General features: G+C 37.7%; 10 protein-coding genes and 1 pseudogene. 1 reads left to right on the forward strand and 10 read right to left on the reverse strand.

Annotated features, from left to right (window positions below):
* Positions 1 to 124 precede the first annotated feature (124 nt).
* Complete coding sequence (locus AB2B47_RS06265; RefSeq protein ID WP_320693880.1) at positions 125 to 1,603, forward strand: oligosaccharide flippase family protein; 1,479 nt, start codon at positions 125 to 127, stop codon at positions 1,601 to 1,603.
* A gap of 74 nt (positions 1,604 to 1,677) precedes the next feature.
* Here AB2B47_RS06265 and AB2B47_RS08635 read toward each other — a convergent pair.
* From AB2B47_RS08635 to aroA, 10 genes and pseudogenes are all read right to left on the reverse strand, one after another.
* Positions 1,678 to 2,841: pseudogene (locus tag AB2B47_RS08635) on the reverse strand (N-acetylmuramoyl-L-alanine amidase family protein); the annotation flags it as partial.
* A gap of 24 nt (positions 2,842 to 2,865) precedes the next feature.
* The gene (locus AB2B47_RS08650; protein WP_414170699.1) at positions 2,866 to 4,875 is read right to left on the reverse strand and encodes an MBL fold metallo-hydrolase; all 2,010 of its coding nucleotides are present in this window, start codon (positions 4,873 to 4,875) and stop codon (positions 2,866 to 2,868) included.
* Positions 4,876 to 4,914: 39 nt separating this feature from the next.
* On the reverse strand, positions 4,915 to 5,727 hold the full coding sequence (locus tag AB2B47_RS06275; protein ID WP_036757208.1) for a LicD family protein: 813 nt from the start codon (positions 5,725 to 5,727) through the stop codon (positions 4,915 to 4,917).
* 49 nt (positions 5,728 to 5,776) lie between these two features.
* On the reverse strand, positions 5,777 to 7,930 hold the full coding sequence (locus AB2B47_RS06280) for a LicD family protein (RefSeq protein WP_320693881.1): 2,154 nt from the start codon (positions 7,928 to 7,930) through the stop codon (positions 5,777 to 5,779).
* A gap of 20 nt (positions 7,931 to 7,950) precedes the next feature.
* Positions 7,951 to 8,919 carry a glycosyltransferase family 2 protein gene (locus tag AB2B47_RS06285; protein WP_036757202.1) on the reverse strand — a complete coding sequence of 323 codons (969 nt, stop codon included), beginning with the start codon at positions 8,917 to 8,919 and terminating at the stop codon, positions 7,951 to 7,953.
* Complete coding sequence (locus AB2B47_RS06290) at positions 8,903 to 9,748, reverse strand: LicD family protein (RefSeq protein ID WP_320693882.1); 846 nt, start codon at positions 9,746 to 9,748, stop codon at positions 8,903 to 8,905. Before AB2B47_RS06290 ends, AB2B47_RS06285 begins: the two co-directional genes overlap by 17 nt.
* 145 nt (positions 9,749 to 9,893) lie before the next feature.
* Complete coding sequence (locus tag AB2B47_RS06295; RefSeq protein WP_006151801.1) at positions 9,894 to 11,213, reverse strand: LCP family protein; 1,320 nt, start codon at positions 11,211 to 11,213, stop codon at positions 9,894 to 9,896.
* Positions 11,210 to 12,058: a prephenate dehydratase gene (gene pheA, locus AB2B47_RS06300; protein WP_006151607.1), complete on the reverse strand. Its 849-nt coding sequence runs from the start codon at positions 12,056 to 12,058 to the stop codon at positions 11,210 to 11,212. Before pheA ends, AB2B47_RS06295 begins: the two co-directional genes overlap by 4 nt.
* Positions 12,055 to 12,531 carry a shikimate kinase gene (locus AB2B47_RS06305; protein ID WP_006152033.1) on the reverse strand — a complete coding sequence of 159 codons (477 nt, stop codon included), beginning with the start codon at positions 12,529 to 12,531 and terminating at the stop codon, positions 12,055 to 12,057. The genes pheA and AB2B47_RS06305 overlap by 4 nt, the downstream gene beginning before the upstream one ends.
* Positions 12,524 to 13,807 carry a 3-phosphoshikimate 1-carboxyvinyltransferase gene (gene aroA / locus AB2B47_RS06310; RefSeq protein WP_006151403.1) on the reverse strand — a complete coding sequence of 428 codons (1,284 nt, stop codon included), beginning with the start codon at positions 13,805 to 13,807 and terminating at the stop codon, positions 12,524 to 12,526. The genes AB2B47_RS06305 and aroA overlap by 8 nt, the downstream gene beginning before the upstream one ends.
* Positions 13,808 to 13,836 lie beyond the last annotated feature (29 nt).

Below are 13,836 nucleotides of genomic sequence, written 5' to 3' on the forward strand. Positions count from 1 at the left end.
AGTTCGTAACCTCATACTTTCAGTTCTATCTATTATACAAGATTTAAATGATTTTATCAAAAGAATGGCGTTGGAATGTGATATAATACTAGTATCTATTTTAGAATGTAAGAAAGAAAGTTTCATGAAAAATATAAAAGTTAATGCTCTGGCTAGCTTGCTGGTCAATATTTTAAACATCGTTTTTCCCCTGATTACCAATCCCTATCTAACACGGATTCTTAGTAAATCAAATTACGGCTACTTTAACACAGCTAACACCTGGGCGAGCTTCGTCATTCCACTAGCTGCCTTTGGGATATACAATTATGGGATTCGAGCAATTAGTAAAGTAAAGGATGACAAAAATAAGATTAATTATGTCTTTTCTAAGTTGTTCTATATTTCGCTCATTACTTCCGTTGTAACAACCGCTATTTATTTCCTCTTTATTTATTTTGATACTAGTATTGTCAATCTAAAAATTCTTTACTATATCCTTGGAATCCAAGCTCTCTTCCAATTTCTGAATATCGAGTGGATGAATGAAGCCTATGAGAATTATTCATTTATCCTTTATAAAACACTAGTGATTCGTATTGGAATGTTGGTTGCTATCTTCGCCTTCGTTAAGACACCTGATGATATTGTTCCTTATGCCACAATCATGAGTGCGACAACCATTATCAACTATCTACTCAGCTTCCTATGGATTAAACGAGAAGTTTCCTTTGTCAAGATTGAAGTCATTGAACTCATCAAAGCTTCTAAGCCTCTTCTGACCATGTTGCTTCTAGCAAATGCCAATATGCTCTACACCTTGCTAGACCGTATGTTCATTACCAAAGGACCGGATGAGAATTACATCTCCTACTACACTATTGCTTCAAGTATTGTTATGCTGATTGCTAGTGTCCTCAGTGGAGCTATCAATGTCAGCATTCCTCGACTTGGTTACTATTTAGGAAAAAAAGATTTTAATTCTTATAAGTATTTGGTTAATCAAGGAGCAGCCCTCTTTTTCTTCCTTATAATTCCGACTAGTATCGGAATCATGGTTTTAGGAACCTACGCGACTGTTATTTACTCTTCTGAGAAATACATAGAAGCAGGAATTGTAACCAGCGTCTTTGCCTTTCGAACTATTATCTGGGCTATCGAATTAATCCTTGGAAAGCAAATCATCTTTATCAATGACCACGAAAACCGACTAACAGCCTTTTACTTTATCGGCGGTGGTGTCAATGTAGTCCTAAACTCTCTCCTCCTTTTCAACAACATCTTTACTCCTGCCTACTACATCGGAACAACGATTATTGCCGAGTCAATCGTCGTTCTACTTGAAATCTACTTTATTCAGAAGCATAAACTCTTAGATTTGAAAGAAATTTTTGGAACATTAGCTCGCTACACAATTGTGTCACTAGGCTTTATTCCAATTTACTATATCTGTAAAATTCTCTTCCAAGTTGATTCATACACAGTAAATATGGCTATGCTCAGTATGGTAGTAGCTACAATTGCCGGATGTGCTATCTATTATGCTTTCGCTCTCTTTATCATTAAGGATAAAACCCTTCACTATGCAATAGATCTAGTTCGTGCAAAAATCAAACGAAGTTAACAAAACACCTATAAAGCTTATGCTTTATAGGTGTTTTTATTGTAGAAAAATTTAATTAAAAATCAGTTAGAAACTTAATTCTTTTCTTGGATCGTTTGTGTCTTAGGTTCAGTAGATTGATTCTTTTCCTCAGACGTAACAGATGAGCTTTCTGTTTGTTGAGTTCTCTCAACTTCTGTTGTTTCGAAAATATGCCCCTGACTATTTGCCACAGTTTGTTCCTGAGTTGTCACCTCGGTTGTAACAGTCGTCCAAATTCCATCTGCATTGAGCTTATACCCGTCAGGACTTGTTCCATTTCTTAGGAGAGAACCATCTGTTTGGAAATAGTACCAGTTACCATTCAGTTGTTTCCAACCAGTTTCCATGGCACCACTTGCATTGAGGTAATAGCGTGCCCCATTTATCTCTTGAAGGCCTGTTAGCATGATACCTTCCTTGTCGAGATAGTACCAAAGACCTTTGTCTTTGAACCAACCAGTCTTCATGGCACCACTTCCTGTGAAGTAATAATAATGGTTATCAAGCCATTTCCAACCGGTCTGCATAGCGCCACTTGAGTTCAGGTAATAACGGGAAGCATCAATCTCTTGAAGGCCTGTTAGCATCACACCGTCGTTGTCGAGATAGTACCATTGGTCCTTGTCTTTGAGCCAACCTCTCTTCATAGCACCACTACTTGTCAAGTAATAGTAATGGTTATCCAGCCATTTCCAACCGGTCTGCATAGCGCCACGTTTGTTCAGGTAATAACGGGAACCATCAATCTCTTGAAGGCCTGTGAGCATCACACCGTCTTTGTCGAGATAGTACCATTGTTCCTTGTCTTTGAGCCAACCTATCTTCATAGCACCACTACTTGTGAAGTAATAGTAATGGTTATCAAGCCATTTCCAACCGGTCTGCAGAGCACCGCTTGCATTGAGATAATAACGGGAACCATTAATGTCTTGAAGGCCTGTTAGCATCACACCGTCTTGGTCGAGATAGTACCATTGTTCCTTGTCTTAGAGCCAACCTATCTTCATAGCACCACTACTTGTCAAGTAATAGTAATGGTTATCAAGCCATGTCCAACCGGTCTGCATAGCACCGCTTGCATTGAGATAATAACGGGAACCATTAATTTCTTGAAGGCCTGTTAGCATCACACCGTCTTTCTCTAGATAATACCAGTTGTCCTTCTCTTTTAACCAGCCACTCTTCATAGCTCCACTTCTTGTGAAGTAATAATAATGGTTATCGAGCCATTTCCAACCGGTCTACATAGCACCACTTGCATTGAGATAATAGCGAGAACCATTAATCTCTTGAAGCCCTGTTAGCATCACACCGTCTTTATCTAGATAATACCAGATGTCCTTATCTTTTAACCAGCCAGTCTTCATCGCTCCACTGCTTGTGAAGTAATAATAATGGTTATCGAGCCATTTCCAACCGGTCTGCATAGCACCACTTGCATTGAGATAATAGCGAGAACCATTAATCTCTTGAAGCCCTGTTAGCATCACACCTTCTTTATCTAAGTAGTACCAAGTATCTTTATCCTTGACCCAGCCAGNACTTGCATTGAGATAATAGCGAGAACCATTAATCTCTTGAAGCCCTGTTAGCATCACACCTTCTTTATCTAAGTAGTACCAAGTATCTTTATCCTTGACCCAGCCAGTTTTCATAGCTCCGGAACTAGCAAAATAGTTCCAATGACCATCAAGGAAGGCCCAGCCAGTTTGCATGATACCATTTTGATTAAAGTAATAGGCAGTGCCGTTGATATTCTTTTTACCAACTGATCGAATACCATCTTCATCATAATAATACCAGCTAGAGCCAAGCTTTTGCCAACTAGATGCGCTTCCTTCTGTTTGAAGGGCACCACTACTTGCAAAGAGCATCTTCTTACCATTAAAGACTTGTAAGCCAGTCAGCATTTTACCATCTTTATCAAAGAGATATTTTTTTCCACCGATTTCGGCTAATTCATTAAATCGTCTTGCACCATTTGATTGGATATAGTACCAAGTATTATCATGGTAGAACCACCCACCAGTTTGCATTCTACCATCTTTATTAAGATAATACCAATTTCCTTCACCATATGGGTTCCAACTATCATTTACATTAAGCCAGCGATCTGCCTGCATTTGGCCTTTTCCGTTAAAGAAATAGCTACTACCACCGATTTCTTGCCAACCAATAGCCATCTGGCCATCTTTCAAGCGATATTTCCAATGACCATCTTCTTGATACCATTTCTCATCAACAGTAGGAATATTTGGGAAATCTCCTGAAACGTTTGTAAAACCTTTATCACTAATATCAAATACTGTTGCATCCTGAGTTTGGCTAGATGCGTGAATCACTTGAATATTTTTCTTTTGGAGATATTCTCTCGTTGAAGCAACATTAATATCCCCTCCAGTTGTTTGAATAACCATACTAGGAGATAGATGATTGATGAAGTTGATTGTATTAGAAATTTTAGCATCATAATGATGATTCCATTTCATCATATCTACTTTGCCAATCACAGGACCTAGCTTATCTTCTGCTCCCTCAGCGTTATCTAAGTCACCACCAAGATAAATTCTTTTTCCTGCTACAGTTACTACTGCTACAATTGAATTGGAATTATCATCAAGAACTCTCTTTAAGTTCCCGTCAGAATCATATTCATTTTTATAATTATAAAGCTGAATATCCATGTCACCAAATTTGAAATGACTATCCTGATCTTTGATATCTTGAATTAATGTAACACCCTTATTCTGTGCAGCACGAAGAGCATTATCGTAATTGAAAAGGTTATCCCACAATCCCCAAGAACTTGTAATTCGTTGGTCCGAATATTTTTTTAAATAAAACTTATCTACCTGATAGCGATTGAGAATCTCATCTGCTCCTCCTATATGGTCACTATGGACATGAGTCCCCAGTATAAAATCTAATTTCTTTACTCCTAACTGATCAAGATGGCGAATTAAACGATCTTCCAACACTTGATAATTTTTCATGGAAATTCCCCAGCGATTAGGGTATCGTGGATCAGTTCCGTCTGGGAAATCATAATCCTCTCCCATATCAATCAAAGCATAGTGTCCATTACTCTCTAAAAGAATAGCATCACTTCCAGATTTAGCTTTTGTATTGATAAAATGGATTCGATTCCCTGCACCTGCTGAGATAGTATCTGCATTTACTGTTTGTGCATGAATTATTGTTGCAGATAGAAGCACGGCACTAAGTAATATTGATTTTGTAAAACTTTTCATAAGGCATTCAGCTTTCTCTATTAATTCTCTACTCTTTCGCTAATCAATCCAATAATTCTTCTCATTTCCTGGTATCTGTTTGTCAGCAGGAGGTGGAGTCATATAATCTTCCCCAAATTCATAGACAAGAATCTCATGATATCTTCTTGGTACTTTTAGGATTAGATTTTCATAAGGCATATCAATTGTATCGTATAACCATTCTGTTTTAATACCAGCTGGATAGTAAGAGTCATAAGTTGAACAAACCAAGTCTGTAGAATTTTCAACACTGTATTTTAAGGCAAGTTGTTCTAGCTTTTGATTCCAGAATTGAGGAGATGTAAATCTGAATATTGCTGAAGCGATATAACGAGGAAGATTTTTAATCCCTCCGTTTTCGTATTTAATTCCTTTAAAGTTCAAAGACGATAGACGAATTAGTTGTTTATATAGTTTCATTTTCTTACGATCTTGTTCGTCTGTAACAAGACCATCGTACGGGAAGACATCTACGCAAGTTCCAAGCACAACACTTGGATCTAAAAGATTCGAATCTCTCCGTGTTCGAATATCGTAAACACGCATATAACTATATGGATAACCCTTCGTTTCTCTAAAAGAAATCAGCTTATAGTATGGGTGGTTATCGTTTTTTAGAACTGCGTATAACTTTTCAAATTCATCTCTAGCTAAAGAAATATCTGTATCATCATCCCAAGGAATAAAACCTTTGTGACGAACTGCTCCTAATAAAGTTCCAAAATCGATAAAATATTTGATATCATTTTTTTCACAAACTTGGTGTAAGTATTCTAGAATTCCAAGCTCAATTTGCTTGATTTCTTCAAGGCTTAAGATTCTTTCTGACATTATTTGTCACTCCTAATCTTTACTTCTTTTTTATCTAAACAAAAATCTATTACTTCCCTATAATCTTCCACAACTTAAAATCATGGTGAGATACTCTCTGCTCGACTGGAGGTAACTGCATGTAATCTCCATAATCTGAAGTTAGAATTTCATGATAATGTTTTGGAATCATAAATTCCTTACCTTCAAAGCTACCACTTTCAACTTGTTCTAACCATTCACGTTTCCAAACAGGCTTATTCATATCCTTATAGATAACATAGTCTACAAGTTCATAATCTTCTACTTTTCTAGATTTAGCAAGCTCATCAATTTGGGCAACATACTTATTTGTGTTAGTGAAATAAAAGATAATAACAGAAATATAGCGGATAATTGAATTCACTACACTTTTACTATTCGTAATTCCTTTGAAAGTGTAGCAACTTAATTGACGCTTTTTAATAATCTTGGTCATCTTATCTTTAAATGCCTGATCATCTTCATACCCGTCAACAGGGAAAATATCAACATAAATTCCCATGTCTGAATCAATTCGAACATCTTCTTCTACCAAATAGGTATGATTATCTTGAACTTTCATGAATGGATAGACATAGTTGACATTATTTTTATAAGACATTAATTCATAGCGCTCGTCTGGATGTGCAATCATATAATCTTGCAGCTTTTCATAATCATCACGAAGCATACAAATATCCATGTCATCGTCCCAAGGAATAAAACCTTTATGACGAACAGCCCCAATTAAACTACCATAGGACAAGAAGTATTTGACACCAATTTTATGACACACTTCATGGATATACTCCATGATTCCTAACTCCATTTGTTGAATTTCAGAAATATCAGTTACTTCTTTGTAACGAATATTTTTTTCTTTCTCACAAATCATTAGACCATATCCTACAACTAACCAAAAAATGATGTTGATGAAGTTAGTCGAATACATAATTTGGCTCTCAAACAACTGACCAAATAAAATTCCAAAGAATAGAATCATAATCAGTTTTTCACTATTTTTCTTTGATTTAACTAAGTAAGAAACAAAGCGGAAACCAACATAAACAATGATGAGTATGAAAGAAATAAGACCCAAGAATCCGGAACTCACAAAAATCGTAACAAAGATATTGTGGAAATTACCTCCAATAAGTGAGTTTTCAATTTCAAATTTACTAAAATATTTTGTGTAATAATCTGATACGTTTCGAACACCATAACCAAATAGAGGTTTTGCACTTCCCATTTTGATTGCATTTTTCCAAATATATGTACGTCCACTTGGAGTTGTTTCAATCAAGTGAAGTTCCCCATTTTTCTTAGAAACATCCGAATCAGTTTCAGAATAAGATTTACCTTTATTTAAGTCAAGTACAGTTGCCTTGGCTGCTGAAATATATACTGAAGTTAAATAACTAATACCAATATTGCTACCTGTTAGTAAGATACTAGCTACTAGAAAAGTTAGCCATTTTTTGGCAAATTTTCCCCTAGTGATAAAAATACAATAGAATACTAGCATTAGAAGAACTGATAAGAGAGCGCCTCTACTCTGCATAGTTGCAAAATAAACTAACTGAACGACATTATTAATTTTAAGATAAACAGAGTATTTGCTTCCCTTATGTATTAAATACATAGCAAAAACTATACTAATGTATGAGAAAATCGCACTGGCATTAGGGTTAACAAGTCCCCATAATCGGCCATTCATTACTCCGTAATAATAAGAGTTCTCTCCAATCTGAAATAGAATTAAAACTCTTGAAAGTAATAAAGCAAAAGCAAATATAGCCGAAGCAAATGAGACAATCTGTATGGTTCCTGCAATCATACCTAATAACTTCCTTAGCTGATCAGGTTTTACCATGGTAAATAATAAAACATAAGCCAGCATAAAGAAAATTTCAACCATATTTCCGAGCAGGTGTCCAGATCTATTAATGAGCGCTGATAAAAAGTGACTGCCCACTAAAAGACCAAATAGGGTAAGAAACTTCTTATCTATCTCTATTCGTTTCCAATTAAAAAATAAAGTTAAACAAATTGACAGAACAACAACTGCTGAAAGTCCCTTATAAATCGGATTTGTTATTTTATAAATTAGTGAACTCATACTTAAAATCGAAATGAAAACAAAAAGATATGAAATCCACAGTTTTGATTTTTCAAAGCATTCATTCATTTTTGAAAAATTCATCTTCAACTCCTTTAATGACATTATTTATTCAAGCCTACAATTTGTCTATAAATCCATGGAGAAATTCCCAGTGACAAAATGGCTATTTTCCGAAAACTAGTAAAATAAGGATCACTCAATATTTGCGAGGTATGACTAACTATCCACTTTCTCAATTGAGTTTTCTCATCTTGATATTCAGTCGAATCTGTGAAGATTATTTTATCGTAGACTGTAATATAAGACCAAGATTCTCTATTTACTAATTCAGGTTTTAATTGAGGGAAACATTGGTAAACTTTAGGAATAATGATTTTATATACTTCTATAGTGTCAAAAACATGACTATTAACAGATGTAGTTGCGCTCCCTTCTCTATGATCGTAATAGTATATTGGTTTGTCTATAAATACACTCTTACATTTTGTTTCAAGTAAAACTTCTGTTAAGAATAGAGCATCTTCTGCTAAATGATAATCTGTACTAAATTTAAAATCTTCAATTAATTCCTTTTTAAATAATTTTGCAACAGGGAAAAAAGAAGTTCGAGTAGTCATCAATAGTTCTTTCATGGTTTGCTCAGCAGACCATATTGACTCTTGACCTGAAAACTCAGGCAAATCTGTCACTTGTCCATTTTTTACATGATGCAAACGAGCAACTGAGAAACCAACAGAAATATCTGATTTTACTGCGCTTATCAAAGTTTCCAAATAATCTGGCGTAATAAAATCATCACTATCAATAAAAGTAATCCATTCTCCAGTTGAGTTTTGGATACCTACATTTCTGGCATTGGAAACTCCAGCGTTCTCAAGATGAAAAACCTTGATATTTTCATTTTTAGAAACCAGCTGATCACACAAGTCACCACTCTGGTCTGTCGAACCATCATTGATAAGTAGCAATTCAAAATTGGTATAAGTCTGCTTTAAAATCGACTCAACACATCGTTCAAGATAATTTTCTACGTTGTATACAGGAACAATGATACTAATTTTTTCTTGCATTGTATTCTCCCTTATATTCTGTATAGCTCTTATCCATATCTGCTATTATGGCATCGTGGTGAGGTACTTGCTTGTCTGCAGGCGGTGGTGTCATATAGTCACCAAAAGCTGTGCTAAGATAAGCGTCATAACCAACCGGAATAGGCATTTCTGTTCCTTCGAATGGTAGGAAGATGTTGTCTTCAAAGGCCTGAATTGGATACTTTTTCTTCATGTATCCTGGCCCTGAACATAATTCTGTAATGCCATCACTTTCGGCTGGTCCATACTTGGTCATTTCTTTCTCAGCCTTTTTCCAGATACGATAGCGAAGCGATTTAGGAGTCAACCCTAGTAAAATGGTACTACCCCACTTCATGAGAGCTCCATGTTTTTCTGGAATTGTTTGTGCACAAAATAGAGAATAAATCAAAGCCCAGCGGACCTGTTTCTTGCGCTCTGCTGGATTTTTAGGGTAGTAGTCCAAGGGAAGAACATCCAAAGCTAAGCCGTGGGGAAGATCTAAATCTTGTTGATAAGGCTTGATACAAGTCGTCTCCTTATCACGAATGGTAATAAAGAGGTTACGGTCTACATAGTCTTTAGAACTCTTTGATAGAAAGTAACGTTCATCCGCATATTGAGGCCATAACTCTGCTAGTTTTTCATAGTCCTTTCGTGGCATAAAGAAGTCCAAATCATCATCCCAAGGGATGAAACCTTTATTTCGTAAAGCTCCAATTGCTCCTCCGCCACACAAATAACAGAGCAAGCCATGTTCTTTACAAAAGGCGACAAAATATTCAGCCATCTCTAAACTACGAGCTTGAATCGCTTTCAAATCACTCATGTCTCTCCTCTTCTGTCCAATAACGAGTTATATCGTTTTATTATACCATAAAGAAGCCCAAAAAATCCATCAGATACTAAGAAAAATCAAAGCCTGAGACACCCATTTAGTTAGATGTTTCAAGCTTTGACTTTAATTAATTTTTTTATCTGAATCCCATTTGGGCTAGCTTATTCTGGTAAGCTTTTTGATCCACTCGAAGGGCTTGGCCTCCATAGACATCATAGTCATCTACCCAGTCTCCAAGTTCCGGCACTGTTAGTCTTTCAATACCGTTCTGACCTCCTTCAAGGACGGATAAACCGTTGGTCAATAAGAAGGTATAAGGAAGGTTTGTAGATGTCATAGCGAATACTTTACCAAGTGCTTCTGAACCTGTGAAAAGTTTTGTAGGATCTTTAATTTGCTGTAAAACAGCAGTCATGACTTGTTGCTGTCTACGAGTACGGCCATAGTCCCCTTCATCATCATCACGGAAACGTGCATAGTTGAGAAGAGTAGAACCATTCATTTGTTGCGTTCCAACTTTAATAGTTTGTGTAGGTGATTCGGTTTCTGTCGCATGCAAGTCATCACCAACTGTCGCTTCTGTAACTGGAACGCCATTTAGAGTTGAAAATTGAGCATCAATAGTCACACCATTAGGGAAAAGGGTGTCAATGGCAGTCGCAAAGGCTTGAAAATCTACAAGAGCATAGTATTTGATATCTAGGTCAAAGTTATCTTTGAGAACCTTACGTACCATTTCAGCCCCTTGTTTTCCTTCTTGTTCCCCCAATTCGTAGGCCAAGTTCAACTTATGGTCAGCTTGTTTTTGACCATCAACAACCTGACTGTAGCCATCAATGTATACTAGGTTATCACGCATAAAACTTACAAGCTTAAGCTTTTTATCCTTACCACTTACATTTAGAACCATTATAGAATCCGTCCGTGTTTCTGAACTATTCTGTCCAATACGGCCATCTGTTCCTAAGATAAGAATATTGACACCATCTCTTGTATCCTGTCCATTGAAAACTTCAACTTGGGCAGCCTTGGCATCTTTCGACCCGCTTGAGCCATTCGGATTGGCTGACTGGAAACCTTTCAAGAACATGAAAATCATTCCCACTGCAGCACAAAGCAACAGCATTCCTAACCAAGCAAGTATGCGTTTAAAGCGAAAGACTCTTTTTTTCTTTGGTTTATTCTGCTTAGGAATCTTAGCTTTTGGTTGCGGTAGACTACTACGTCGAGTAGCTCGACTTCGATTAGTATAACTCGGAAGCCCTGTGTTAGGTTCTGTATAGTCTTGGCTTTCTGCTTCTTCTACGACAACTGAACGAGCTTCTTGTTGACCATCCAGCTTAGCTTGTAAAAAAGCAAACTCTCTCTTTTCTTTATCATTTAGATAGTGGATGTTTTTTAATAGATAGTCGTAACGTAGTTTCTCATGGTGTGTTAGAGGATTTTCTCTAGTCATTCCTTCTCCTTCCCTTTATCCTGTATGGTATAGATAGGGTAAGCTCCTAGTACTTTATAGTGGATCCCAATCGTTTCTAATTCTTTTTGAGCAAAATGGACCAATTCTTTATCAGCATAGTCCACATCAATGATAAAAAAGTACTCACCTAGTGCTGTTTTTAGGGGGCGACTCTCAATCTTAGTTAGGTCAATCCCGCGCCAAGCAAAGGTAGAAAGTGCCTTATATAAAGCGCCTGGAAGATTGTCTGGCAAGGTCAATGCTAGACTCATTTTCTTAGCATTTGCATTCAAGGGCATTTGCGGTGCCTTGGGACCTAACACCCAAAAGCGAGTGAAATTGGCTTCCATCTCTTGAATATCTTGAGCAATTAATTCCAAACCATATTCACCAGCCGAACTTTTGGGGGCAATGGCCGCAAAAGGCTGATCTGGATGCTCGGAAACATAGCGCGCAGCGTAGGCTGTACTGGCAGTGACTTCTAGTTGAGCATTTGGAAAATGTTCATCGATAAATTTCTTCCCCTGCGCCAAGGCCTGCGGATGAGAAAAGATTTTCTCAATTTTAACTTGCCCTGGTACCGCCATCAACTGTTGATGAATTTGCTGCACAATCTCCGCCACAGCCTGAATACGAGCTTGATGAAAAAGATAGTCTAAGGTCTCATGAACACTACCTTCAATGGAATTTTCAACTGGCACTACTGAATAGTCTACTAAGCCCTGTTCGAAAGCCTTGATAACGTCTGTAATATTTGAAAAAGGCTCTAGTTCCTCATGAGGAAAAGCCGTTTGCACCACATGGTGCGAAAAAGATCCTTTGGGACCTAGATAGGCAATTTTCATCTCAGTTCCTCTATAATTTCATCTGGGTTTAAACTTGATACATCTACAATCTGACTAGCCACTTCCTCATACCAAGCCTGTCTTTCTTTAAAAATCACAGCTAAACCTTCCTTGCTATTCTTTAAAAATAGTGGACGTTGATTGTCCTTATCAGCTGAAATTCGCTGGTAAAGTGTCTCAAAATCTGCTTTAAGGTAAATGTTGTCTGGATTTTGCTTGAGCAAGGCACGATTACGTGGAGAAATGACTATTCCTCCTCCTGTGGAAATAACTTTATCTGTCTTTAGCAAATCAGATAGGACCTCTTCTTCCAGCTGACGGAAGGCTGCTTCTCCTTTTTCTTCAAAGAAACGAGCAATCGGCATCCCCAGTCGGTCTTCCAGCAAGGCATCCATATCTACGAAGTCAGGATCTAGCTTTCTAGCAATAGTCGTTTTTCCTGAACCCATAAAACCTAGTAAAACCTTAGCCATGAATCAAAGTCTCCAAATCATCAAAGAAGCTTGGGTAGCTAGTATTAATAGCTTCGGCTCGATCCAATTCAACTTCTCCATCTGCAACCAAGAGAGCTGCAATGGCTGTCATCATACCGATACGATGGTCTCCAAAGGTGTTGACTCTGGCCCCATGGAGGGCAGATTTCCCTTTGATAATCATTCCGTCTGCTGTCGGAGTAATAGTTGCTCCCATGCTGTTTAAAGCATCTGCGACAACTTGAATGCGATCCGTTTCTTTAACCTTGAGTTCTTCTGCATCTTTGATAACTGTTTGACCTTGAGCTTGGGTAGCAAGAAGCGCGATAATCGGCAATTCATCAATTAAACGTGGAATCAAGGCTCCACCAATTTCTGTCCCGTTTAGTTCTGAAGTCTCGACAGTCAAGGTTGCAGATTTGGCAATTGGATCCATATCAGTAATCTCTAATTTCCCGCCCATAGCTCGGATAACATCGATAATACCTATACGTGTTTCATTAATACCGACATTCTTAAGTACCACTCGAGAATTTGGCACAATCAAACCTGCTACCAACCAAAAGGCTGCACTAGAAATATCTCCTGGCACGACAACCGTTTGTCCACTAAGTTTCTGTGGCCCTTGAACAGTGATTTTCTTACCATCGACACTTAACTCCCCACCAAATTGACGTAGCATATCTTCTGTGTGATTACGAGTGCACTCCTTCTCGATAATGACTGACTGTCCTTGAGCCTGCAAAGCTGCAAAAATCAAGGCTGACTTGACTTGTGCAGAAGCGATTGGCAATTCGTATCGAATAGGTCTTAAGTTTTTCGTTCCTTTCAAGTACAACGGTGGCAAGTCTCGCTCTGTCTGACCTGAAATGCTAACTCCCATTTTTTTCAAGGGAAGAGTTACACGATCCATTGGGCGTTTAGAAAGACTATCATCTCCAAACATCTCTACTTCAAAGTCTGCACCAGCAAGGACACCTGAAATTAAACGAATAGATGTCCCAGAATTCCCCATATCCAGGGCATTCTGAGGGGCTTTCAATCCACCCATGCCAACACCTTGAATAGTAACGACACCATCCTCGTCCTCAATCTCTACGCCGAGGTCACGAAATACCTGCATGGTTGACAAGACATCTTCACCACGTAAAATATCATAAACCATTGTCTCACCTTCAGCCAAGCTCCCAAAAATGATCGAGCGATGACTGATGGACTTATCCCCAGGTACGCGAATACTACCATTCAAATGGTTAACGTTTGTTTTTAATTTCATACAGGCCCTCATACTGACAATACTTTTTC

Origin of the sequence: Streptococcus wuxiensis (assembly GCF_040888245.1) — a bacterium.
Classification (GTDB): domain Bacteria; phylum Bacillota; class Bacilli; order Lactobacillales; family Streptococcaceae; genus Streptococcus; species Streptococcus wuxiensis.